Origin of the sequence: Burkholderia sp. Tr-20355 (genome assembly GCF_017104685.1) — a bacterium.
Taxonomy (GTDB): domain Bacteria; phylum Pseudomonadota; class Gammaproteobacteria; order Burkholderiales; family Burkholderiaceae; genus Burkholderia; species Burkholderia seminalis.
The window spans coordinates 14271-38134 of sequence record NZ_JAAGPK010000027.1 but is presented as its reverse complement, the minus strand read 5'-3'; the positions used below and the strand labels follow the sequence as shown (position 1 = coordinate 38134).

Sequence of the window (23864 nt, the reverse complement as noted above, 5' to 3'; positions counted from 1 at the left end):
AGTAACCGCCGCCCCGCGCAGGGGCGACGCTAATAGACCATTACGATCACAGGCAATTCACGTCAAAACGCGAGCGAACCGCCCCCAAAAAAACCAAAAAAATCAATCCTTCCCCCACTCCACGAGCGCCCCCGCCCGCGGCTCACTCCCCCCACCTGTCTGCTTCTCGAGCCACGCGCGCCGATCCTCCCGAGGCGTGACCCCGAACCTTTCGCGATACGCATTAGAAAAGTGCGCAGCAGAAGAAAACCCACAGGCGAGACTAACCTGCACGACCGACTTGCTGGTCCGCTGCAACTGCGTCCTGGCCTTGAGCAATCGGAGATTGAGGTAATACTTGGAGGGCATCGCCCCGAGATACTGTCGAAAGAGCCGCTCCAACTGTCGGCGCGACACGCCGACCAGCTCGGCGATCTCGTCGGTCGTCAGCGGATCCTCGACATTGGCCTCCATCAGCAGCAACGCGTCATTCAACCGAGGATGCCGCTCACCGGGCGCGGTGACGAAGGGAATCCGCTGCCGCTCCTCGCCGCTGCGCAAGGTCCCGGCGCCGAGCGCATCGGCAATCCGCTCGCCCAACTCGGGCCCGTGTTCCCGGCCAATCATGGCCAGCATGAAATCGACGGTCGCCTGCCCGCCGGCACAGGTCGCCCGATCGCGATCGATCTCGAAAATCTGCTGCGTGACGATCGACCGCTCGAACTGCTCGGCGAACTGCTGATACGTCTCCCAGTTCACGCTCACGCGATACCCGGAAAGCTGCCCGGCCATCGCGAGCCACCACACGCCGTGGTGAATGCCGGTCACGACCGGCGTCCGCTGCCCGACCCGCGCGAGACTCGCGAGAAACAGCCGGTAATCGGCAAACTGCTGAAACCGCTCGGTCACGACGATCAGCCAGTCGCATGCGATCGCATCGTTGAACGCCGCATCGGCATGCCACTGCGCCCCGCCCGCGAGCGGCACGGGCCGCCCGTCCCACGAACACACCTGCCAGCGGTACAGCAGCCGCCCGTCGATCTCGTTCGCCAGATTCAACGCATCGACGATCGGACCCACGCCCGACATCGACACGGGCGGCAATGCAACGATCACCACCTGCGTCGTGCGGGTGGCGCCTGCGGGACGAGACACCGGTACCACGGCTGAAACCTGCCCCGTCGCGTTACTTGAGGCTGCCCGACAGGAACTGCTTGAGCCGCTCGCTCTGCGGGCGCACCAGCACCTCCTTCGGATCGCCCTCTTCCTCGGTCCGCCCCTGATGCAGAAACATCACATGATTCGACACGTTGCGCGCGAAACCCATCTCGTGCGTGACGACGATCATCGTGCGGCCTTCCTCGGCCAGCTTCTGCATCACCTTCAGCACTTCGCCCACCAGCTCCGGGTCGAGCGCCGACGTCGGCTCGTCGAACAGCATCACGTCCGGATGCATCGCGAGCGCACGCGCGATCGCGACGCGCTGCTGCTGGCCGCCGGACAGGTGCGACGGATACTGCTTCTCGACGCGCGGCGGCAGGCCGACCTTCTCCAGGTACTCGCGCGCACGATCCTCGGCTTCCTTCTTGGAAATGCCGAGCACGTGCACGGGTGCCTCCATCACGTTCTCGAGCACGTTCATGTGCGCCCACAGGTTGAAGTGCTGGAACACCATCGCGAGCTTCGTGCGGATACGCTGCAGCTGCTTGTGATCGGCAACTTCGAGCGCGCCGGCGCGGTCGGCCTTCGTGCGGACGGCCTCGCCGTCGACGACGATCTGCCCCGCATTCGGCCGCTCGAGGAAGTTGATGCAGCGCAGGAACGTGCTCTTGCCCGAGCCGCTCGCGCCGATGATGCTGATGACGTCACCGGCCTTCGCGTTCAGCGACACGCCCTTGAGCACTTCGTTGTCGCCATAGCGCTTGTGGATGTCGAGCGCCGCAAGCTTGGTGGCACCGTGCGTTTGAGTGATCTCGGCCAACTGGCTCTCCTCGAAGTGAATCAATGACGGGCGGCCGCGAGATACGCGAGCCAGTGGCGCTCCGCCCGGCGAAACGCCGCGACGAGTGCGAACGATACCGCAAGATAGATCAGCGCGGCGATTCCGAACGACTGGAACGCCATGTAGGTCGCGGAATTCGCGTCACGCGCGACCTTCAGGATGTCCGGCACGGTCGCCGTGAACGCCACGGTCGTCGCGTGCAGCATCAGGATCACCTCGTTGCTGTACAGCGGCAGCGCACGGCGCAGCGCCGACGGCAGGATCACGCGGCGATACATCGTGAACGGCGACATCCCGTACGCACGCGCCGCCTCGACCTCGCCGTGCGGAATCGCACGGATCGCGCCGGCGAAGATCTCGGTCGTGTACGCGCAGGTATTCAGCGCGAACGCGAGAATCGCGCAATTGAAGCCGCTGCGGAAGAACGCATCGAGCAGCGAGTGCGACCGCACGAACTCGAGGCTGTACATGCCCGTGTACATCAGCAGCAGCTGCACGTAGAGCGGCGTGCCGCGAAACACGTACGTGTAGAACCGCACGGGCATCGACACCCACTTCTTCTTCGACACGCGCGCGACCGCGAGCGGCACCGCGCACACGAAGCCGAGCGAGATCGACGCAACGAGCAGCCACAACGTCACCGCGAGGCCGGAGAGGCGCTGGCCGTCCCAGAAAAGGAACGCCTTGCCGAATTCCTGGAGGATCTCGATCATAGTTCTGCGTGCCGCACGCCCATGGAATATCGCTTCTCGAGCTGGATCAGCACGAGGTTGGAAACGGTCGTGATCGCGAGGTAGATCAGCGCCGCGACGAGGATGAAGAAGAACATGTTGAACGTGCTCTTGCCGGCGTCCTGCGCGGCCTTCACGACGTCCGCGAGGCCGATGATCGACACCAGCGCGGTCGCCTTCACGAGCACCTGCCAGTTGTTGCCGATGCCCGGCAGCGCGAAGCGCATCATCTGCGGAAACATGATCCGCGCGAACACGCGCGCGCCGCTCATCCCGTAAGCCGCGCCGGCCTCGAGCTGGCCGCGCGGCACCGACAGGAACGCACCGCGGAAGGTCTCGGTGAAATACGCGCCGTAGATGAAGCCGAGCGTCAGCACGCCGGCCACGAACGGGTCGATGTCGATCTGGTTCCAGCCGACGAGGTCGGTGAACTGGTTCAGCCAGATCTGGATGCTGTAGAACAACAGCAGCATCAGCACAAGATCGGGCACCGAGCGGATCAGCGTCGTATAACCGGTCGCGATCGCTCGCAGCACCCGGTTGTGCGACAGCTTCGCCACCGCGCCGATCAGCCCCAGCGCCACCGCAGTGGCAAGCGACAGCACCGACAGCTCGATGGTCTGCACGGTGCCGGCCCAGAGAACAGGACCAAAGCCGTAAAGGAACACGCGCGTCTCCAGAGTTGGAATGGATGCCGACGCGTCGCCTGTCCCGCGCCGGGCTGACGCGGATAGTCGCAAGCGAAATTGATTGTCTCAAATCACCTGGCGCGCGATTGCTGCATCGCAGCAACCCGCCCCGCCATTTGCGACCGATGTCTACTTCGCTGTTTCAAAAGGAAAAAAGCCGCTTCCTGACAGTCGGATGACACGCAGGGAAGCGGACTTTTTGCAATGTTCCGGTCGCTTTTTCGATATAGCGCCGCAGACGGCCGCGCTTACCGCCCCTTCAGGATGTCGGAGCGCGAAGTCGTATAGACCAGCCCGTCTGGGCCGAAATGGACGTTGAAGAACGCGTCGGTGTTGACGCCGTCCTCGAGCCAGCGCCAGCTCCAGACCGTCTCGGGCTTCAGCGGATACTGCGCGATGTCGCCGGGCTTGCCGAGCAGGCGCCGTACCTCGTCCTCGTTCATCCCCGGGCGCACCTTCGCGAAATTCTCGGCGGTCAGCACCTGCGTGGCGCCCGCGTAGCGCCCGTTCGCATCGAGATCGACGAACCAGGTCTGGTTGCCCATCGGGCCGCGCGGATATTCGTAGCGCTTCGAGCCGTCGGTGAACTCGCGCACGATCTCGGGCTTGCCCATCGTGCCGCGCACGTCGGCCTCGGTCGATTCACCGACCTTCAGCCCCTTGAGCAGCAGCGGCGCGGGCTTGATCGCGTTGAAGAAGTCCCTGATACGTTGCACGTCGAGGTCGCCTTGCTTGTCGTCGCAGCCGGTCAGCGCCAGCGCGGCGGCCAGCATCGTCACGGGAAGCAGCCGGAATCGGAAAATCATCGGAAGAAATGCACGTCGAGAAAACACGCGGCAAGGATACCCGTGCGACGCCAAAAGCGCGAGACGGGCGCGCGGCCCGTCTCCTGTTCAATGCGTCGTTTCGGTTTCCGTCTCGGCTTCGGTCACGCGGCCCGCCTGCGCCGCGCGCGGCGCGGCCGGCGGCGCACCGATGCGGCGGCGCGTACGCACGAGCTCGGCAAGCTGCCACGAGCCGAGCGCCAGGCAGCCGAACAGCACCTCGCGGCCGCGCTTGACCACCGCGAGCGACAGCGCCGTCTCGCGGTCGACGCCGAACATCTGCGCGAGCAGCACGACGGTCGCCTCTTGCACGCCGAGCCCGCCCGGCACCATGAACGCCGCATGCCGCACGGCCTGCGTCATCGCCTCGATCGCGATCGCGCCGCCGATCGACACCGGATGGCCGAGCAGCGCGAGCGCCCAGTAGATCTCGAGCGCGCCAAGCACGTAGCCGGCCAGTTGCCAGAAGAATGCGCTGAACAGCAGGCCCGTGCGCGACATCAGCGCGTCGATGTCGGCGTCGAGCCGGCGCCCGTCGACGCCCTGCAGCAGCCGGTGCGAATCGCCGAGCAGGCGCCCCGCGAAACGCTCGATCGCGTGGAAGACGCCGCCGCGCCGCATCAGCACGACGCCGAGCACCGGCAACGGCAGCGTCAGCAGCAGCGCGAGACCGATCGTGCCGCCGCCCATGTTGTCCGTCGTCGCGAGCAGCAGCACGAGGCCGAGCGCCGCGAAGGCATACTGGACGACGATCGTCACGAGCACTTCGACGATCACCGATGCGGTGACACGGCTCGCATCGGGCACCTGCCAGCGCGCGAGCCGGATGCCGACGATCTCGCCGCCGATCCCGACCACCGGCAGCAGCCGGTTCACGGCCTCGCGCACGGTCGCGATCCACCACAGGAACGGCAGCGAACTGCGCCGGTCGAGCAGCAGGTGCCACGCGTACGCATCGAGCAGCAGCGGCAGCCCATGGAACGGCACGAGCCACAGCAGCGCATAGCCGGCGCGCGCGAGCATCTGCGACACGTCGCCGACGCCTTCGTGCAGCCCCAGCGCGAGCAGGATGCCGATGCCGATCGGCCAGCCGAGCCACTTGATCCACTTGCTCATGACGGCTGCGCTCCCGGTGCGCGCGCCGCCTGCGCGCCGCGACGTGCCGCGGGCTGGCCGAAGACGTCGGCAAAGCCGCCGGTCGCGACGCCCGCCGCCTTCAGCGCGGCCGCCACGCGCGGCGACAGCAGCGCGTCGAGTTCGTCGACCGGACGGTAGCCGGCCATCGTCGGCGTGATCGGGCCGTCGCCGGCCTCGGCCGGATGGCAGTAGATCTCGCCGACGCCCGGCGGCAGCGTCGCGAGCGCGTCGAGCAGCACGGCCTCGTCCATCGCGCCCGTCTGCGCGATCCCGACCACGTAGTCGTTGTGCGCGAGCCCGGCGCGGTCGAGCCGCGCGCGCACGAGCGCGATCCACGGCTTGAGCAGCGCGGGCGCGCTCGTCTCGTACGGCAACCGCACCGCGCGCAACCCGTAGTCGCGGCCGATCTCGATGATCATCGACAGCACGGTCGGATGCAGGTGGAAATGCTTGTGCGCGTTCACGTGATCGAGCGGCAGGCCGCTCGCCGCGAACGCGTCGAACTGCGCCCGGATCTCGCGGCGCAGTTGCGCGCGAACGTGCGGCAGGAAGAAAAAGCGACAGCCGTCCTTCGCCATCGCGTCGCCGAACCGCCCGTCGGGCCCGACGAGCGCGGGAATGTCATGCGCGGGCAGCGTGGCCGGCCCGTCCGCGAGCACCAGGTGGAGGCCGACCGCGAGCGACGGCAGCCGCCGCGCGCGTTCGATCGCATCCCGCGCCGCGGGCGCACCGACCATCAGGCTCGCGGCATTCAGCACGCCGTCGCGATGCGCGCGCTCGACCGCCGCGTTGACGCGCGGGTGCAGCCCGAAATCGTCCGCGGTGAAGATCAGCGCCCGCGCCGCCCGCTGCGTCGCCACGGACTACGCCTCGTGCGCGCGCAGGAAGCGGAAGAACTCGACGCCTTCGCGCAGGCGGCGCTTCATCATGTCCCAGCTCGTCAGCATCTCGCGCACGATCTCCCAGATCTTCGACGGGCGGAAATAGAACTCGCGGTAGAACTGCTCGAGGTGGTGATAGATCTCGTCGCGCGACAGGTGCGCGTAGCCGATCGCCGCGAGCTGCACGCCTTCCTTGCTCACCAGGTTGATCGTCTTGTTCTCTTCCATCCAGCCGTTTTCGACGGCCTGCTTGTAGAGCGTCGTGCCCGGATACGGCGCGGCGAGCGAGACCTGGATCGTGTGCGGATTGATTTCCTTCGCGTACTCGATCGTCTTCTTGATGGTTTCCTGCGTCTCGCCCGGCAGGCCGAGGATGAAGGTGCCGTGGATCTTGATGCCGAGCTTCTTGCAGTCCGCGCTGAAGCGGCGCGCGAAATCGGTGCGCACGCCCTTCTTGATGTTCACGAGGATCTGGTCGTCGCCGGATTCGAAGCCGACCAGCAGCAGGCGCAGGCCGTTTTCCTTCATGACCTTCAGCGTCTTGTACGGCACGTTGGCCTTCGCGTTGCACGACCACGTGATGCCGAGCTTGCCCAGGCCGACGGCGATGGCTTCGGCGCGCGGCAGGTCGTCGGTGAAGGTGTCGTCGTCGAACATCAGTTCCTTCACTTCCGGCATGTTGTCGCGGATCCACTTCGCTTCCGCGAGCACGTTCTCGACCGAGCGCGTGCGGTAGCGATGGCCGCTGACCGTCTGCGGCCACAGGCAGAACGTGCAGCGCGACTTGCAGCCGCGGCCCGTGTAGATCGACACGTACGGATAGTTCAGGTAGCCGATGAAGTAGTTGTCGATCTTCAGGTCGCGCTTGTAGACGGGCGCGACGAACGGCAGCTCGTCCATGTTCTCGAGGATCGGACGCGCTTCGTTGTGCTCGATCGAGCCGTCCTTCGCGCGCCAGCTCAGGCCCTTGATCTCGGGGAACGGCTTGCCTTCGGCGAGCTCCTTGCACGTGTAGTCGAATTCCTCGCGGCACACGAAGTCGATTGCGTCGCTCGCCGTGAGCGAGTTGTGCGGATCGACCATCACCTTCGCGCCCACCATGCCGACCAGCATCGACGGCTTCATCTTCTTGAGATCCTGCGCGAACATCGCGTCGGTCGGGAACGACGGCGTGCTCGTGTGAATGATCACGAGGTCGTAGTCGTTGGCGATCTTCAGCGTTTCCTCGACCGACAGGCCGTCGGCCGGCGCATCGACGACACGGCTGCCCGGCACGAGCGCGGCCGGCTGCGCGAGCCAGGTCGGATACCAGAAGGAACGGATTTCGCGCTTCGCCTGATAGCGCGAGCCGGCTCCGCCGTCGAAGCCGTCATACGAAGGGGCCTGCAAGAACAGCGTTTTCATGAATGCTCCGGTAGCCTGCATAGTTCGTTTCGTTGCAACGATTCAGTCAAAAAACCGCGGGCCGCCGTGCCGGCGCCCGCCTCTCTGTCATGTCGCGCCGCGCGGCGTCGCCGTGCAGCGCGTCTCGGCCCTCGGGCCGGGTTCGATCGACGGTCCTAATGGCCGTCCACTGCTTCCACCGCCGCCGTCGCGCGTTCGCCGCCGACGACCGTCATCCTTGCGCCGCGCCACACGACGTGCGTGCCGAACACGGCCGCGAGCCATTCGAGCGCGAGCAGCGTGTCGCGCACCGCGACAAGCGGCAGGTCGCGCCAGAACGCGCGCCAGCCCTCTTCGCCGCGCGCGTGCAGCACGAGCCGCCCGAATGCGCCGACCACGGCTGCGCCGCCCGCCAGCGTGCCGGCGAAGGTGCCGTCGAGGCGCAGCGCGAGCGCCGCGCCGATCGCGAGCCACGGCACCGTAAACGTAATGAACAGGAACGCGAAGCCGGCCGGGTTCAGCGAACGGATCGTGCGCAGCCAGCGCGTTTCGCGGTGCCACAACGGCCCGAACGACGGCTCGATCACGTCGGTCGCGACCTCGACCTCCGACAGTACTGTGCGCCGCCCGAGGCGCCTCGGCAATTCCGCCAGCCAGAAATCGTCGGCCAGCTCGTCCTTCAGCGCGAACAAGCCGCCGATCCGGTCGAGTGTGTCGCGCGTCAGCGCGAGCGTCGCGCCGAAGCCGAAGCGGCTCGAGCGGCCGAGGTGCGTGATCCGCACCGACGGCGCGAACCACGCGTCGACGAACTGTGCGCCGATCCGCGTCCAGAAGCCGCCGACGCTGCGCGCATGATACAGACACGTGACGACCCCGACCGACACGTCGGCGAGCGGCGCCGTCACGCGCTCCAGATAGTCGGGCTGTACCGCGATGTCGCTGTCGGCGATCACGATGCGGTCGTATTTCGCGCGCGCGGCGAGATTGATCAGGTTGCTGACCTTCAGGTTCTTGCCGTGCACGCGCGCGTCGACCACCAGCGTGATGTCGCACTCGGGATAGTCGGCGCGCAGCCGCTCGACGACGGCAATCGCCGGATCGGCCGGCGACGCGACCCCGAACAGCACCTCATGACGCGGGTGGCGCTGCTCGCAGAACGTCGCGAGGTTTTCGTACAGGTGCGGCTCCGCGCCGCACAGCGGCTTGAGCACGCTGACCGGCTCGAAACCGTCGCGCGCGGCGGTGCGCGGCGTGCGCGGCCGCGGCGCGAAGGCCGCGACGAGCGCATAGCCGGCCGCGGCCAGCGTGAAGGCGATCAGGAGCCAGTCGAGCAGTGTTGCGGTTGGCGTCATGCGCAACGCCTCCCGGCAGCCTGAACGCCATGGAGAAGGCTTGAGCGCGATTGAGCGTGATGCGGTATTCCGGCGACGACGAACGCGGGCACGACCCGACTCCTTGTTCCAGCAGCGTCTGTAATGGGGGAGGCGCGCCCCGTTGTTCGGGTGCGGCCATGCCCGGTTTCGCGTGGCATCTCTCCGCGCAATGCCCGGAAGGGGATGCGGGAAGACTCGAATGGCTACCATCGGCACAACATGGGCAGGCGCCGGATTTTAGCAGTCCGCAGCCCCCCGCGCGCGGCACGACGAGAAACGGACTAGTGCAATTCCGGCAAAGCTGAGCGGACGACGAACCTTATCGATACAGCCACGTTCACATTAGCGTAAGCACTTTGCAGGCGTATTGCAGTCTTGAAAATCAGACGTTTCGTGCAAATTTGTACGTCGATGCGGATTCACCTCCAATCGCCGTAAAGATTGGTAATTAATCGGCGATTAGGTTGATTTCTGCAACGATCAAGAACGACGCCCCTGCACCCCTGTAAGGCGCATGGGTATCGGCGCGCCGCCAGCACGTTCCGGAACCCTTTGGCAAAATCCTTGGCATTTGTTGCATAAGCGCATCACCGCGCCCCTCATTCGAAGGCCACCCGATGACACCGTTTTCCGTACTCGATCTCGCCCCCATTCCGGCCGGCACCGACGCCTCGCAGGCGTTCCGCAACACCGTCGATCTCGCGCAGCATGCGGAGCGCTGGGGCTACCGGCGCTACTGGCTGGCCGAGCATCACAACATGCCGGGCATCGCGAGCGCGGCCACCGCGGTCGTGATCGGCCACGTCGCGGGCGCCACGCGAACGATCCGGGTCGGCTCGGGCGGCATCATGCTGCCGAATCACGCGCCGCTCGTGATCGCCGAGCAGTTCGGCACGCTCGCCTCGCTGTATCCGGGGCGCATCGACCTCGGCCTCGGCCGCGCGCCCGGCACCGACCAGACCACGTCGCGCGCGCTGCGCCGCGACCTGATCGGCAGCGCCGACTCGTTTCCGGACGACGTCGCCGAGCTGCAGCGCTACTTCGCGGAGCCGGTGCCCGGCCAGCGCGTGCGCGCGGTGCCCGGCGCGGGGCTCGACGTGCCGGTGTGGCTGCTCGGTTCGAGTCTGTTCAGTGCACAGCTCGCCGCGATGCTCGGGCTGCCGTTCGCATTCGCGTCGCACTTCGCGCCGGACTACCTGATGCGTGCGCTCGAGATCTATCGCGCGCAGTACCGGCCGTCGGCCGCGTGGCCGAAGCCGCACGCGATGGTCGGCGTCAACGTGTTCGCGGCGGAGACCGACGACGAGGCACGGCGCCTGTTCACGTCGCTGCAGCAGCAGTTCATCAACCTGCGGCGCGGCACGCCGGGCAAGCTGCCGCCGCCCGTCGACGTGCTCGAGGCAAACGAGCTCGAGCTCGCGACCGTCGCGCATTCGCTGTCGTTCGCGGCGGTCGGCTCGCGCGACACGGTGCGCGACAAGCTGCGCGATCGCATCGCGCAAACCGGCGCCGACGAGCTGATCGTCACCGCGCAGATCTACGATCACGCCGCGCGGCTGCGCTCGTTCGAACTGACCGCGCAGATTCGCGACGAGCTCGCGAACGAGGCGCGCTGACGGCGCCCCTGCCCCCGCGTCACTGCGGGTGCACGGCCTCCAGCCCGTCGAGCAGCGCCTTGTGGAACGCGTCCGGATCCTGGATCTGCGGCGCGTGTCCGAGCGCCGGGAATTCGACGAGCTGCGCGCCGGGGATCGCGGCCTGCGTGCGCTTCGCGAGTTCCGGATAGCGGCCGAGCTTCGCATGCACGTCGGGCGGCGCGACGTCCTTGCCGATCGCGGTCGTGTCCTTGTCGCCGATCATCAGCAGCGTCGGCACGCGGATCGCGCCAAGTTCATAGACCACCGGCTGCGTGAGGATCATGTCGTAGATCAGCGCGGAATTCCACGCGACCGCATCGCGGCCGGCGCCGCGATACATGCCGGCCAGCATCTGCACCCAGCGCTCGTACGACGGCGACCACTTGCCCGCGTAGTACGTGCCCTGCTCGTAGCGGCGGATGCCGTCGGCCGTCGTCTTCTGCTCGCGCGCATACCAGTAGTCGACCGACAGCGGCGGCACGCCGAGCGCCTTCCAGTCCTCGAGGCCGATCGGGTTCACGAGCACGAGCTGGTCGGTCGCCTTCGGATACATCAGCGCATAGCGGATCGCGAGCATCCCGCCGGTCGAATGACCGACGATCGTCGCCGACTTCACGCCCACCGATTCGAGCAGCGCATGCGTGTTGCGCGCGAGTTGCTGGAACGTGTACTGATAGCGCTCGGGCTTCGACGACTTGCAGAAGCCGATCTGGTCCGGCGCGATCACGCGGTAGCCGGCACGGCTCAACACGCCGATCGTGTCCTCCCAGGTGGCCGCGCAGAAGTTCTTCCCGTGCAGCAGCACGACGGTGCGACCGTTCGGGTGGGCGGGCTGGACATCGAGAAACGCCATCTCGAGGGTTTCGCGCTGCGACACGAACGTATACAGGTGCACGGGCGCCGGATACGTGAACCCTTCCAGGCGCGGGCCGTACACGGGCCCGTCGTTGCCCGCGGACGGTGCGGCAACGGCCGCCGCAGGCATGGCGCACACGGCGGCGGCGGCCGCGCCGAGCACGGCGGCGCGCGCAACAGACAACATCTTGCAAATCGAAAGCATGGCGATCACGGAGATTGGAGACGCGCGCGGGCAGCCGGGCCGCCGCGCGCCCCGCGATTCTACGCGCTCGCGTGACGACGGCGCGCAACACTCCGGGGCCACGCGACTTCCGCGCGTGCGACGAACTCGGGTATCGTGTGACGTGACCCTGAAACGCGTGCAGGCGATTCCCATGAAAAACGTCCTCAGCATTCAGTCGCACGTCATCTACGGACATGCCGGCAACAGTGCGGCCGTGTTCCCGATGCAGCGCCTCGGCGTCAACGTCTGGCCGCTCAACACCGTCCAGTTGTCGAATCACATGCAGTACGGCCATTGGGCCGGCAGCGCGATCGATGCCGCGAAGATGGAACAGCTCGTCGACGGCATCGCCGCGATCGGCGCGCTCAAGCGCTGCGACGCCGTGCTGTCCGGCTTCCTCGGGTCGCCGCCGCAAGCACGCGCGGCCGTCGAGATCGTGCGCTCGGTGAAGGCGATGAATCCGGACGCGTGGTACTTCTGCGATCCCGCGATGGGCCAGACGGGCGGCATCCGGCCCGAGCCCGGCGTCGAGGAGTTCATCGTGCAGGAGGTGCCGGCGCTCGCGGACGGCATGTCGCCGAATCACACCGAACTGCAGAAGCTCGCCGGGCGGCGCATCGAAACCGTCGCCGAAGCCGTCGACGCGTGCCGCGCGCTGATCCGCCGCGGCCCGCGGATCATCCTCGTCAAGCACCTGCACGACCGCAACAGTCCGGCCGACCGTTTCAACATGCTCGCCGTCACCGAAACCGAAGCGTGGATCGGCCAGCGCCCGCTGTACGCGTTTCCGCGCCATCCGGTCGGCGTCGGCGACCTGACCAGCGCGATCTTCGTCGCGCGCCGGCTGCGTGGCGACTCCGTGCGCGCCGCGTTCGAGCACACGCTCGCGGCCGTGCATGCGGTCGTGAAGGCGACCTACGATGCGCGCCGCTACGAACTCGAACTCGTCGCCGCGCAGGACGAGATCGCCCGCCCGAGCGAATGGTTCGGCGCGTGGGTGACCGACGCCTGACGCATCGCCCTCCGCTCCGCTTCACCGGCGAGCCGCCTGCGCCGCTTGCCCGCTTCCCCTGCCGCGCCACGACCGCGGGCGCCCCGTGTCCCGATGCTGCTTCGCCGTCGTTTCACCGCATCTGCAAACGTTTCCGGACTTCACATGAATGACACCGATTTCTCGCTATGCTCGCGGCGGCACGAACCCGCGCAGCCGCATCCTGCGCCCCGGAGCGCGCCCTTCCAGCAGGTCCCGCCAATCGGCTTCCCCCTTTAACGCACGATAACGACCATGACCCGATCGAACCGTCGTGACTTCCTGCGCGTCGCCGCCGGCACTGCCGGCGCCGCCGCGCTGAACCTGTTTCCGCCCGTGATCCGCGATGCGCTCGCGATTCCCGCGAACCGCCGCACCGGCACGATCCGCGACATCGAACACATCGTGATCCTGATGCAGGAGAACCGTTCGTTCGACCATTACTTCGGCACGATGCGCGGTGTCCGCGGTTTTGGCGACCCGCGCCCGCTGCGTCTCGCGAACGGCAAGTCGGTGTTCCACCAGCCGGTCGGTCCGGCCGAACTGCTGCCGTTCCATCCGGGCGCCGACAAGCTCGGCCTGCAGTTCCTGCAGGACCTGCCGCACGGCTGGCAGGACATGCACGCCGCATGGAACAAGGGCCGCTACGACCAGTGGGTGCCGAACAAGGGCACCACGACGATGGCGTACCTGAAGCGCGACGACATCCCGTTCCACTACCAGCTCGCCGATGCGTTCACGATCTGCGATGCCTACCACTGCGCGATCCCGAGCTCGACCGACCCGAACCGCTACTACATGTGGACGGGCTACGTCGGCAACGACGGCACGGGCGGCGGCCCGGTGCTCGGCAACGAGGAAAAGGGCTACGGCTGGACGACCTATCCGGAAGTGCTCGAACAGGCCGGCGTGTCGTGGAAGATCTACCAGGACGTCGGCACGGGCCTCGACGCGAACGGCTCGTGGGGCTGGACGCAGAACCCGTACATCGGCAACTACGGCGACAACGCGCTGCTCTACTTCAACCAGTACCGCACCGCGCTGCCCGGCACGCCGCTGTACGACAAGGCGCGCACCGGCACCAACATCAGCGCGGGCGGCACGCTGTTCGACGTGCTGCAGCAGGACGTGAAGAACGGCACGCTGCCGCAGGTGTCGTGGATCTGCGCGCCGGAAGCGTATTCCGAGCACCCGAACTGGCCCGCGAACTACGGCGCGTGGTACATCGAGCAGGTGCTGAAGGCGCTCGTGTCGAATCCCGACGTGTGGAGCAAGACCGCGCTGTTCATCACGTACGACGAAAACGACGGCTTCTTCGACCACGTGCCGCCGCCGTTCGCGCCGCAGTCGCGCGACAACGGGCTGTCGACGGTCGCGACGACCAACGAGGTGTTCGCCGGCGACGCGTCGCACATGGCCGGCCCTTACGGGCTCGGGCCGCGCGTGCCGATGCTCGTCGTGTCGCCGTGGACCAAGGGCGGCTGGGTCTGCTCGCAGACCTTCGATCACACGTCGCTGCTGCAATTCATCGAGGCACGGTTCGGCGCGCAATATCCGGTCACGGCCGCCAACGTGTCGCCGTGGCGCCGTACGGTGTGCGGCGACCTGACCGCCGCGTTCGACTTCGCGACGTCCGATGCCGGCTGGCCGACGCTGCCCGACACGAGCGGCTACGCGCCGCCCGACCGCAACCGTCATCCCGACTACATCCCGGTGCCGCCGGTGCTGCAGAAGCTGCCGAAGCAGGAGGCCGGGCTGCGTCCGGCGCGCGCGCTGCCGTACGAGCTGTTCGTGCACGGCCGCGTCGAATCCGTCAACGGCCAGTTCCGGCTGACCTTCGCGAACACCGGCCGCGCGGGCGCCGCGTTCCAGGTCCAGTCGCGCAACCGCCTGGACGGCCCGTGGGCGTACACGGTCGAAGCCGGCAAACGCGTCGCCGACACGTGGAGCGCGGCGGCATCGCTCGGCCTGTACGACCTCGACGTGTACGGCCCGAACGGCTTCTACTGCCATTTCCGCGGCCCGTTCGCGACCGGCGTGGGCAGCGCGAACGTGAACCCCGAGGTGATCTACGGCTATGACGTCGCGAACGGCAACATCACGCTGCGCCTGATGAACCGCGGCCACAAGGCCGTGCGGCTCAAGGTCACGAACGCCTATGGTCATGGCCGCCCGCGCACGTTCGACCTCGCGCCCGGCGCGCACGTCGACGACTACTGGGATCTGCGCGGCAGCCACGGCTGGTACGACCTGACCGTCAGCGACGGCCGGCTGCTCGGCTTCCTGCGCCGCTTCGCGGGCCACGTCGAAACGGGCCGCCCGAGCACCAGCGATCCGCTGATCCGCACGCACGCGTCGCACGACGACACCGAGGCCGCATCGGACGCGCTGTCCGACTGACGGCATCGCTTGCGCGGCACGGCCCCCGGCGGGCCGTGCCGCGCCCTTGTCTCGCCCCCTCCTCCTGCCCTCCTCTTCGCCCCTTCCGTCCGCAACGGGAAACTCCCGATACCGGCCGGTCCTGCCCGCGCGGAAGCTATGCGCAAATCCGCATCGAATGCGCAGCAAATTGCCAAGACCCGCGCATATCGGCGACCTATATATCGAGACAATCGGGGCTCTTCACCGAGCCTGACGGGGGCGTGTTCCGAAGATCGCGATGCCGACCTCCCCGCCCGATTCCGAGAAGCGGTCGAACCGCCCGCCCGTCGCACGCGCCCGGCTCGCCCGGACGCGCGCGGTACCCACTCGCTGGTGTCGAACAAGAGGAACAACATGAAATTCCGTCATTCCCTGCTGTCGGTGTCGATTGCATCCGCGCTGGCCCTCCTCTCGCAACAGGCCGCCCAGGCTGCCGACGCAACCGACGTGAAGGTCGGCTTCGCCGCACCGCTCACGGGTGTGAACGCCGGCTACGGCAAGGATCTGCAGAACGGCGTGCAGCTCGCGCTCGACGATGCCGCCGCGCAGAAGGTGCAGATCGCCGGCAAGCCGGCTCACTTCAATCTCGTCGTGCAGGACGACCAGGCCGACCCGCGCATCGGCGTGCAGGCCGCGCAGGCGCTGGTCGACCAGAACGTGTCGGTCGTGGTCGGTCACTTCAACTCGGGGACGACGATTCCGGCATCGGTCGTCTACGACAAGGCCGGCATCCCGGTGATCGACCCGGCCGCGACCAACCCGACACTCACGTCGCGCGGGCTCGCGAACATGTTCATGGTGATCGCGACCGACGGCCAGAACGCCGGCAACGCGGGCAAGTACGCGGTCGACGTGACGAAGGCGAAGCGCATCGCGATCATCGACGACCGCACCGCGTTCGGCCAGGGCGAGGCCGACGAGTTCGAGAAGGCCGTGAAGGCCGCCGGCGGGAACATCATCGGCCGCGAGTTCACCAGCAACCAGGCCGTCGACTTCCGCGCGCAGATCACGAGCCTGAAAGGCAAGAACCCCGACCTGATCTTCTTCGGCGGCCTCGATTCGCTCGCCGCGAACTTCATCAAGCAGATGCGCCAGCTCGGGCTGAACGCGCAGTTCGTCGGCGGCGGCGGCGTGAAGGACAACGAGTTCATCAAGATCGCCGGTCCGGCCGCAGAAGGGGCGATGGCGTGGGAATACGGCCAGCCGCTCGACGAGCTGCCGCAGGGGAAGGATTTCGAACAGCGCTTCAAGAAGCGCTTCGGCGTCGACGTGCTGTCGTATGCGCAGTTCGGCTATGACGCGGCGTGGGCCGCGATCAAGGCGATGCAGGCGGCCGGCTCGACCGACCCGAAGGTCTATCGCCCGGCGCTGAAGAAGATCGACTTCGAAGGCGTCACCGGCCGCATCTCGTTCGCGAACGACGGTTCGCTGAAGAGCGGGATGTCGACGCTCTACCAGGTGAAGAGCGGCGCGTGGAAGACGATCGTGACGAAGGGAGGCTGATCGGTCATGCAGGCGGCCTGGCGGCGAACCCGCCGCCAGGCCGGGCGGATCGATGCCGTCGCATCGATCTTGTATGACGACTGATGTTGAAGCGATTCGACCGGGCCCACGCCAACGCGGGCCCCGTGACGCGACGGTCAGCCGGCTTCGGCCTCGGCCGCCTCGTGCGCGCGGCGCAGCCGCTCGCGGCTGTTCGTGAGGTGCGTGCGCATCGCGGCGCGCGCGGCTTCGGGGTCGTGGCGCGCGATCGCCTCGTAGATATCCTCGTGCTCGTGGTTCAGCCGGCCGACGTAGCGCTCGAGGTCGTCGCCGGCGAAGCGCGCCGAATTCACGCGTGTGCGCGGGATGATCGAGGTGCCGAGCTGCGTCATGATGTCGACGAAATAGCGGTTGCCGGTCGATTGCGCGATCTGCAGGTGAAACTGGAAGTCGAGCTGCGCGGTATCGCGGCCGCCGCCCGCGCCCGTCGCGATTGCGTCGAGCGCGCGCCGCAGCGCGGCGAGGTCGGCATCGTTCGCGCGTTGCGCGGCCAGGCTCGCGCACTCGCTCTCGAGGCTGATGCGCAGTTCCAGCACCGCGAGCACGTCGCGCAGCGTCGTGATCGTCGCGGGATCGATGCCGAGCGTCTGGCGGCGCGACGGCTCCAGCACGAAGCTGCCGATGCCGTGGCGCGTCTCGATCAGGCCGCTCGCCTGCATCCGCGAGATCGCCTCGCGCACGACCGTGCGGCTCACGCCCTGCGCCGCCATGACTTCGGTTTCGGTCGGCAGCTTGTCGCCGGGACGCAGCGTGCCGTTTTCGATCTGCGCGGTCAGCGCGTCGACGACATCTTGTGCGAGGCTGCGTGCGCGACGGCGCGGCGCTGCGGGAAGCGTGGGCACGGACATGAGGCCGGTTCCTTTTTGAATGATCGTAATGTGAGCCGAGGGTTTACGCGGGGTTTGAGCGAAAGCCGATGATTCATTATACTGCGTCACAAGTCATCCGACGACTGATGATCGGTGCACGGATCTCCTTTCGACTCAGGGCCGGCACTTCAGCGCCGCCTGGTCTCGTGCCTGACGATCGGCCAGCATTCGCGTTCCGCGCTCCGCTGGTCTCGTTGTCGCTCCCACCCCCGTTCCGGGTTGCTGTCGACATGCGGGCCTTGCGCGCCGCGCACGTCGGTTGTCGAATGATCGCACCTCCCGCCGCGCGCGGCAAAGCTTTTGCCGCACGGCATTGCCTACTCTTCTGCCATCGCCGCCCATGAACGCCGTCACTGCCTCGCCTTCCCACGACACGCCGCGCATCGTCGACCTGCAAGCGATTCCGGTCGCCGGCCACGACAGCATGCTGCTCAACCTGAGCGGCGCGCATGGTCCGTTCTTCACCCGCAACCTCGTGATCCTGAAGGACAGCGCGGGCCGAACCGGCGTCGGCGAGGTGCCGGGCGGCGAAAGCATCCGCCGCACGCTCGACGATGCGCGCGCGCTCGTCGTCGGCCAGCCGGTCGGCAACTACCACGCGGTGCTCAACGACGTGCGGCGCACCTTCGCCGATCGCGATGCAAGCGGCCGCGGGCTGCAGACCTTCGACCTGCGCACGACGATCCACGCGGTCACCGCGCTCGAGGCCGCGCTGCTCGACCTGCTCGGCCAGCATCTCGGCGTGCCGGTCGCCGCGCTGCTCGGCGAAGGCCAGCAGCGCGACCGTGTCGAAATGCTCGGCTACCTGTTCTACATCGGCGACCGCACGAAAACCGCGCTCGCCTATCGCGACGGCAGCGGCGCGACCGACGACTGGACGCGCGTGCGCGACGAAGCCGCGCTGACGCCCGAGGCCGTCGTGCGGCTCGCGGAGGCCGCGCATGCGCGCTACGGCTTCAACGACTTCAAGCTGAAGGGCGGCGTGTTCGAAGGCGCGAGCGAGATCGAGGCCGTGACGGCGCTCGCCGAACGCTTCCCCGACGCGCGCGTGACGCTCGACCCGAACGGCGCCTGGTCGCTCGACGAAGCCGTGCGGCTGTGCCGCGATCAGCATCACGTGCTTGCGTATGCGGAAGATCCGTGCGGCGCGGAGAACGGTTACTCGGGCCGCGAGGTGATGGCCGAATTCCGCCGCGCGACGGGGCTGCCGACGGCGACCAACATGATCGCGACCGACTGGCGGCAGATGGGCCACGCGGTGCAGTTGCAGGCCGTTGACATCCCGCTCGCCGACCCGCACTTCTGGACGATGCAGGGTTCGGTGCGCGTCGCGCAGATGTGCCGCGACTGGGGTCTCACGTGGGGCTCGCATTCGAACAACCACTTCGACGTGTCGCTCGCGATGTTCACGCACGTCGCGGCCGCCGCACCGGGCCAGGTCACCGCGATCGACACGCACTGGATCTGGCAGGACGGCGAGCGGCTGACGCGCGAGCCGCTGAAAATCGAGAACGGGCTGGTGGAGGTGCCGAAGCGGCCGGGCCTGGGCATCGACATCGACATGGATGCGGTCGCGCTCGCGCACGAGCTGTACAAGCAGCACGGCCTCGGCGCCCGCGACGATGCGGCGGCCATGCAGTACCTGATTCCGGGGTGGACGTTCAACAACAAGCGCCCCTGCCTCGTGCGCTGAACGCGGAACGAACCGGGCGCCCGGATCGCCCGGTTGCCCGTGCCGTCCCCGCCCTGTCAGACGATCTGCTTGAGCGCCGCGTCGAGCGCGAGCACCGCGACGCGGTCGCCTTCGGTCGCGAGCGGCGCGCGCATCACGATCTGCCGGTTGTGGCCGACGGCCGCCGGCGAATCCCACAGCAGTTCGACCTTGGGCCGATTGAACAGGCTGCCGCGACGCGGCGGCACGACTGCCGGCTGCCCGTCCGCCGCGCCCTGCTCGCCCGGCACGGCAGCCTTGCGGCCCGGCCAGCGCACCGACAGCTCGCGCGCGTCGTACTGGCCGACCTTGCGGCTTTCCATCCAGACGATCGCGGTACGCGTCAGCACGTCGAGTGAAATCGCATACCGGCCGACCGCGAAGCGGCGGGCGGCCACGTTGGTGCGCCACAGCGGCCGCGGGCGGCAGATCCAGACGATGGCCGCGTAAAGCGCCGGCGCGGCGACGAGCCAGCCGTTGGTCGCCGTCACCGCATGCAGCGCGCGGCGCCAGCCGGCCGCCCACGTGAACGCGCCGATCGACCAGACGGCAAACAGGAAACCGATCAGCGCGAAGACGCGCAGCGCCTGACGCAGCCACTGCGGCAGCGGATGGAACGGCCGCTCGGCGCGCGCGACGGCGCCCGGCAGCGCGAGCAGCAGGAAGATCAGCACGAGGTAGACGAACGCCCACGGCGACGACACCATCGCGGACAGCGACGAGCGATAGCCCATCTGGGACATCGAGAACAGCCAGCGCGCGAGCAGCACGAGACCGATCGCGCGCAACGCGAAGATCACACCGGCGCCGGGGGCCGGCGCTGCGCGCGTGGTTTTCGTTCTCGCCAAGACTGCTCTCCTCTTGATATTCGTACAGGGCCGGATTTCACGGCACGGCCATTATAGGGACATTACCGTCTGGACAGACGGCCGGATGGCGTGCCGGGCCGCTTCGGGGGGCGTTCGCGGCGCCGGGCGCGGCGAGAATACAACACATCCGCGCCGCGGATGTGACAACGCCCCGCCGGAAACCCGGACGGGGCGTCGATGACGGCCGCGCGCCGCAGCGCGGCGGCGGCCCGCGATCAGCTTGCGTTGACTTCGCGGAGCACCGTGCGGCGCTTCTGGCGCAGCAGTTCCTCGTAGCCCTTCACGTAATTCTGCGCCATCACCTTCGACGAGAAACGTGCTTCGAACGCGGCGCGAACCTTCTCGCGCGGCAGCGTATCGAGGCGCTTGAGCGCCGCGACGGCCGACAGTTCGTCTTCGACGACGAAGCCCGACACGCCGTTGTCGATCACTTCCGGCACCGAGCCGCGCTTGAACGCGATCACCGGCGTACCGCACGCCATCGCCTCGATCATCACCAGGCCGAAAGGCTCCGGCCAGTCGATCGGGAACAGCAGCGCATGTGCATTGCCGAGGAATTCGGTCTTCTCGGCTTCGCTGATTTCGCCGATGTACTCGACGTGCGGCAGCGCGAACAGCGGCTTGATCTTCTCTTCGTAGTACGCGCGATCGGCCTTGTCGAGCTTCGCGGCGATCTTGATCGGCAGGCCGGCCTGCTCGGCGATGCGGATTGCCGTGTCGACGCGCTTCTCCGGCGAGATGCGGCCCAGGAACGCGAGGTAGCTCGGCTTCACGTTCGGGATCGGCGTCAGCAGGTTTTCCGGCAGGCCGTGGTAGACGGTCGACAGCCAGTTCGCCTGCGGCAGCGGGATGCGCTGGTTGTCGGAGATCGACACGACCGGCACGTCGCTGAATGCATTGAAGATCGGCTGCAGTTCCGGCAGGTCGAGACGGCCGTGCATCGTCGTCAGATGCGGGACCGGCTGGCGCGAGAACAGCGAGAACGGGTAGTAGTCGATGTGGCAGTGCAGGACGTCGAACTCTTCCGCACGGCGGCGCACCTGCTCGAGGAGCAGCATGTGCGGGGCCATCACGTCGCGGATCGTCGGGTCGAGGCGCAGCGCCTGCGGCCAGCACGCTTCGAGCTTCGCGGAGGTTTGCGAATCGCCGCTCGCGAAGAGCGTGACGTCATGCCCCATCTCGACGAGTGCTTCGGTGAGGTAGGACACCACTCGCTCGGTACCACCGTACAGTTTCGGGGGTACCGCTTCATGCAACGGAGCGATTTGGGCGATTCGCATGCGTAACTCCTAAAAAATCGGCTAAAAACCAGGTATGGGTCGGCAACCTGCCGGCGGTCCGGGCTGGATGCTTTTCATCCGAACCATCGGACGAATCAGCCTGCCGGGGACGTCGAACCCGCGCTGCTCAAGGAGCGTCGGCGACGCGACAGGCATAGAACGTTTGAAACGAAGACCCGTTGACAGGGGTTCGTAAAAAAACCTGGAATCGAACCCGGAGCCGATTATCTAGGGTTAATCCCGATACGGCGCACAACATTTCAAACACTTTACTTTGTTACAAAGGCGCAACACTTTGCAACCCGCGGACTCGGGTGTCCGTTCTAGAGTGGAAGGCCCTTTGGCGATCCTCGTCACCCGTGGCTGCCGGCAGCGTGATTCCGGCACACGAGGCAGGACGGGATGCCGGATTTTATCTCAAAATCGACCGCGAGCCCCTGGCCAAGGCAAGATTCGCGCAGCGCGACGCACGGCCTTGTTTACAATGCCGGATTATTCAGTCCGGGCGAACGCCGGCATGCGATCCAGCCGCCACGCTCAATCACCGAATCACCGCACGCATATTTTGGAATATCTCACCCCTGCCCAGCGCAACGCCCACAACGCGAAGCTGTCGAGCTACGCGCACCGGCCGATCGCGTTCCTGTTCCGCTACATCCGCCTCCACCCCGTCGCGCACCTCATCGTGCTCTTCAGCGTGCTGGCCGCCGTCGGCTGCGCGCTCGGTTCGCAATATGCGATCAAGCACCTGATCGACGTGCTCGCGACCGGGCGCCATCACCCGGGTCCGCTGTGGAGCGCGTTCGCGCTGCTCGTCGGGCTGATCGCGGCCGACAACCTGCTGTGGCGCGTCGGCGGCTGGGTCGCCGCGCACACGTTCGTCGCCGTGACCGGCGACCTGCGGCGCGACCTGTTTCAGTACCTGATCGGCCATTCGCCGACGTATTACTCGGAGAAGCAGCCGGGCACGCTCGCGAGCCGCATCACGGCCACGTCGAACGCGGTGTATACGTCCGAGAACACGATGGCGTGGAACGTGCTGCCGCCGTGCATCGCGGTAATGGGCGCGATCCTGATGATCATCGTCGTCAATCCGCTGATGGCCGCCGGCCTGCTCGGCTGTTCGGCCGTGCTGTCCATCATCCTGTTCAAGCTCGCCGGCCGCGGCTCGGCCCGTCACCATGCGTTCGCGGCGAAGGCCGCGGCGGTCGACGGCGAACTCGTCGACGTGATCGGCAACATGGGCCTCGTGCGCGCGTTCGGGATGACGCTGCGCGAGCAGAAGCGCTTCGGCGCGACGGTCAAGGCCGAGATGGACGCGCGCCAGCAAAGCCTGCTCTATCTCGAAAAGCTGCGCCTGCTGCACGCGGTGATCACCGCGATGCTGTCCGCCGGCCTGCTCGGCTGGGCGCTGTGGCTGTGGGACCAGGGCCGCGCGACGTCGGGCGACATCGTGCTCGTCAGTTCGCTCGGCTTCACGATCCTGCACGGCACGCGCGACCTCGCGGTCGCGCTCGTCGACGTCACGCAGCACGTCGCGCGCTTGTCCGAGGCCGTGAAGACGCTGCTCGAACCGCACGGGATGCCCGACCGCTCCGACGCGCAGCCGCTGGCGGCCACGGGCGGCCGCGTCGACTTCGAGCGCGTGACGTTCGCGTATCCGCACCGCCGCGCGATCCTCGACCACTTCGATCTCCATATCGAACCGGGCCAGCGCGTCGGCCTGATCGGCAAGTCGGGCGCCGGCAAGTCGACCGTGCTCGCGCTGCTGCAGCGCTTCTACGACACGCAGGACGGCGTCGTGAAGGTCGACGGCCAGGACGTGAAGGCGATCACGCAGGACAGCCTGCGCCATGCGATCGCGCTCGTGCCGCAGGACATCTCGCTGCTGCACCGGACGATCTACGACAACATCGCGTACGGCCGCCCCGACGCGACCCGCGACGAAGTGCTCGCCGCCGCGCGCGACGCGCGTTGCGCGGAGTTCATCGAGGCGATGCCGGAAGGCTATGACACGATCGTCGGCGACCGCGGCGTCAAGCTGTCGGGCGGCCAGCGGCAACGCATCGCGATCGCGCGCGCGATCCTGAAGAACGCGCCGATCCTGCTGCTCGACGAAGCGACGTCGGCACTCGACAGCGCGTCCGAGGAAGCGATCCAGAGCGCGCTCGACCGCCTGATGGTCGGCCGCACGGTGATCGCGATCGCGCACCGCCTGTCGACGCTGCGCAACTTCGACCGGATCATCGTGATGAACAACGGCAAGGTGATCGACGACGGCCCGCCCGAGGTGCTGCGCAATCGCCCCGGCCTGTACCGCGATCTGCTCGCGAAACAGCACGGCCGCCATCACCCGGCGCACGACGGCAACACGCCGACCGGCGAGCGCGTGGCCTGACGCGCCCCCGCCAGCCGACAAAAAAGC

Annotated in this window: 19 protein-coding genes; 6 read left to right on the top strand and 13 right to left on the bottom strand. The window is 67.4% G+C overall.

Going from position 1 to position 23864, the window contains the following annotated elements; translation table 11 throughout:
* Positions 1-102: 102 nt before the first annotated feature.
* The 9 genes from G3N62_RS09960 to hpnI all read right to left on the bottom strand — a co-directional run bounded on the left by G3N62_RS09960 (position 103) and on the right by hpnI (position 8978).
* A complete protein-coding gene (locus G3N62_RS09960) occupies positions 103-1143 on the bottom strand; it encodes a GlxA family transcriptional regulator (protein ID WP_059560667.1) in 1041 nt (346 codons plus the stop codon).
* A 22-nt stretch (positions 1144-1165) separates the two neighbouring features.
* A complete protein-coding gene (locus G3N62_RS09955) occupies positions 1166-1960 on the bottom strand; it encodes an ATP-binding cassette domain-containing protein (RefSeq protein ID WP_034186547.1) in 795 nt (264 codons plus the stop codon).
* A gap of 20 nt (positions 1961-1980) precedes the next feature.
* Positions 1981-2694, bottom strand: a complete 714-nt coding sequence (locus G3N62_RS09950; protein ID WP_034186546.1) for an ABC transporter permease — start codon at positions 2692-2694, stop codon at positions 1981-1983.
* The gene (gene hisQ / locus G3N62_RS09945) at positions 2691-3380 is read right to left on the bottom strand and encodes a histidine ABC transporter permease HisQ (RefSeq protein ID WP_006488734.1); all 690 of its coding nucleotides are present in this window, start codon (positions 3378-3380) and stop codon (positions 2691-2693) included. The genes G3N62_RS09950 and hisQ overlap by 4 nt, the downstream gene beginning before the upstream one ends.
* A 269-nt stretch (positions 3381-3649) precedes the next feature.
* Positions 3650-4207, bottom strand: a complete 558-nt coding sequence (locus tag G3N62_RS09940) for a lipoprotein (RefSeq protein WP_034186545.1) — start codon at positions 4205-4207, stop codon at positions 3650-3652.
* A gap of 87 nt (positions 4208-4294) precedes the next feature.
* A complete protein-coding gene (locus tag G3N62_RS09935; RefSeq protein WP_049031205.1) occupies positions 4295-5341 on the bottom strand; it encodes a lysylphosphatidylglycerol synthase domain-containing protein in 1047 nt (348 codons plus the stop codon).
* Positions 5338-6222, bottom strand: a complete 885-nt coding sequence (gene hpnK, locus G3N62_RS09930) for a hopanoid biosynthesis-associated protein HpnK (protein ID WP_034186543.1) — start codon at positions 6220-6222, stop codon at positions 5338-5340. Before hpnK ends, G3N62_RS09935 begins: the two co-directional genes overlap by 4 nt.
* A 3-nt stretch (positions 6223-6225) precedes the next feature.
* Positions 6226-7647, bottom strand: a complete 1422-nt coding sequence (hpnJ, locus tag G3N62_RS09925; protein ID WP_049035264.1) for a hopanoid biosynthesis associated radical SAM protein HpnJ — start codon at positions 7645-7647, stop codon at positions 6226-6228.
* Between the two features lie 155 nt (positions 7648-7802).
* The gene (hpnI, locus tag G3N62_RS09920; protein ID WP_034186541.1) at positions 7803-8978 is read right to left on the bottom strand and encodes a bacteriohopanetetrol glucosamine biosynthesis glycosyltransferase HpnI; all 1176 of its coding nucleotides are present in this window, start codon (positions 8976-8978) and stop codon (positions 7803-7805) included.
* Between the two features lie 638 nt (positions 8979-9616).
* Between hpnI and G3N62_RS09915 the strand changes: the two genes are divergently transcribed.
* Positions 9617-10615, top strand: coding sequence for an LLM class flavin-dependent oxidoreductase (locus tag G3N62_RS09915; protein WP_124670446.1), 999 nt, complete (start codon positions 9617-9619; stop codon positions 10613-10615).
* A 19-nt stretch (positions 10616-10634) separates the two neighbouring features.
* On the opposite strand, the gene G3N62_RS09910 is transcribed toward G3N62_RS09915, so the two are convergent.
* Positions 10635-11696: an alpha/beta hydrolase gene (locus tag G3N62_RS09910; RefSeq protein WP_124670447.1), complete on the bottom strand. Its 1062-nt coding sequence runs from the start codon at positions 11694-11696 to the stop codon at positions 10635-10637.
* A 172-nt stretch (positions 11697-11868) separates the two neighbouring features.
* Here G3N62_RS09910 and pdxY point away from each other — a divergent pair, with 172 nt between their 5' ends.
* The 3 genes from pdxY to G3N62_RS09895 all read left to right on the top strand — a co-directional run bounded on the left by pdxY (position 11869) and on the right by G3N62_RS09895 (position 16671).
* Positions 11869-12729: a pyridoxal kinase PdxY gene (gene pdxY / locus G3N62_RS09905; protein ID WP_034186753.1), complete on the top strand. Its 861-nt coding sequence runs from the start codon at positions 11869-11871 to the stop codon at positions 12727-12729.
* Between the two features lie 273 nt (positions 12730-13002).
* Positions 13003-15147 (top strand): phospholipase C, phosphocholine-specific, encoded by a 2145-nt coding sequence (locus tag G3N62_RS09900; protein WP_124670448.1) that lies wholly within the window; start codon positions 13003-13005, stop codon positions 15145-15147.
* A 375-nt stretch (positions 15148-15522) separates the two neighbouring features.
* Complete coding sequence (locus G3N62_RS09895) at positions 15523-16671, top strand: branched-chain amino acid ABC transporter substrate-binding protein (protein WP_034186537.1); 1149 nt, start codon at positions 15523-15525, stop codon at positions 16669-16671.
* Between the two features lie 137 nt (positions 16672-16808).
* On the opposite strand, the gene G3N62_RS09890 is transcribed toward G3N62_RS09895, so the two are convergent.
* The gene (locus G3N62_RS09890; RefSeq protein ID WP_059560683.1) at positions 16809-17558 is read right to left on the bottom strand and encodes a FadR/GntR family transcriptional regulator; all 750 of its coding nucleotides are present in this window, start codon (positions 17556-17558) and stop codon (positions 16809-16811) included.
* Between the two features lie 361 nt (positions 17559-17919).
* Between G3N62_RS09890 and gudD the strand changes: the two genes are divergently transcribed.
* Complete coding sequence (gudD, locus tag G3N62_RS09885) at positions 17920-19272, top strand: glucarate dehydratase (RefSeq protein WP_034186535.1); 1353 nt, start codon at positions 17920-17922, stop codon at positions 19270-19272.
* A 56-nt stretch (positions 19273-19328) separates the two neighbouring features.
* Here gudD and G3N62_RS09880 read toward each other — a convergent pair whose 3' ends face one another.
* Together G3N62_RS09880 and G3N62_RS09875 are read right to left on the bottom strand one after the other, a co-directional pair.
* The gene (locus G3N62_RS09880) at positions 19329-20138 is read right to left on the bottom strand and encodes a hypothetical protein (RefSeq protein WP_124670449.1); all 810 of its coding nucleotides are present in this window, start codon (positions 20136-20138) and stop codon (positions 19329-19331) included.
* A 236-nt stretch (positions 20139-20374) separates the two neighbouring features.
* A complete protein-coding gene (locus G3N62_RS09875) occupies positions 20375-21439 on the bottom strand; it encodes a glycosyltransferase family 4 protein (RefSeq protein ID WP_034186533.1) in 1065 nt (354 codons plus the stop codon).
* 565 nt (positions 21440-22004) lie between these two features.
* Between G3N62_RS09875 and G3N62_RS09870 the strand changes: the two genes are divergently transcribed.
* The gene (locus tag G3N62_RS09870) at positions 22005-23837 is read left to right on the top strand and encodes an ABC transporter ATP-binding protein (RefSeq protein ID WP_124670450.1); all 1833 of its coding nucleotides are present in this window, start codon (positions 22005-22007) and stop codon (positions 23835-23837) included.
* Positions 23838-23864 lie beyond the last annotated feature (27 nt).

Bases quoted from the DNA above. Each gene is read 5' to 3' on its own strand.
- G3N62_RS09910 (WP_124670447.1), bottom strand. From the start codon at position 11,696: ATGCTTTCGATTTGCAAGATGTTGTCTGTTGCGCGCGCCGCCGTGCTC.
- G3N62_RS09935 (WP_049031205.1), bottom strand. From the start codon at position 5,341: ATGAGCAAGTGGATCAAGTGGCTCGGCTGGCCGATCGGCATCGGCATC.
- G3N62_RS09940 (WP_034186545.1), bottom strand. From the start codon at position 4,207: ATGATTTTCCGATTCCGGCTGCTTCCCGTGACGATGCTGGCCGCCGCG.
- G3N62_RS09900 (WP_124670448.1), top strand. From the start codon at position 13,003: ATGACCCGATCGAACCGTCGTGACTTCCTGCGCGTCGCCGCCGGCACT.
- G3N62_RS09950 (WP_034186546.1), bottom strand. From the start codon at position 2,694: ATGATCGAGATCCTCCAGGAATTCGGCAAGGCGTTCCTTTTCTGGGAC.
- hpnI (WP_034186541.1), bottom strand. From the start codon at position 8,978: ATGACGCCAACCGCAACACTGCTCGACTGGCTCCTGATCGCCTTCACG.
- gudD (WP_034186535.1), top strand. From the start codon at position 17,920: ATGAACGCCGTCACTGCCTCGCCTTCCCACGACACGCCGCGCATCGTC.
- G3N62_RS09915 (WP_124670446.1), top strand. From the start codon at position 9,617: ATGACACCGTTTTCCGTACTCGATCTCGCCCCCATTCCGGCCGGCACC.
- G3N62_RS09895 (WP_034186537.1), top strand. From the start codon at position 15,523: ATGAAATTCCGTCATTCCCTGCTGTCGGTGTCGATTGCATCCGCGCTG.
- pdxY (WP_034186753.1), top strand. From the start codon at position 11,869: ATGAAAAACGTCCTCAGCATTCAGTCGCACGTCATCTACGGACATGCC.
- hpnJ (WP_049035264.1), bottom strand. From the start codon at position 7,647: ATGAAAACGCTGTTCTTGCAGGCCCCTTCGTATGACGGCTTCGACGGC.
- G3N62_RS09890 (WP_059560683.1), bottom strand. From the start codon at position 17,558: ATGTCCGTGCCCACGCTTCCCGCAGCGCCGCGCCGTCGCGCACGCAGC.
- G3N62_RS09875 (WP_034186533.1), bottom strand. From the start codon at position 21,439: ATGCGAATCGCCCAAATCGCTCCGTTGCATGAAGCGGTACCCCCGAAA.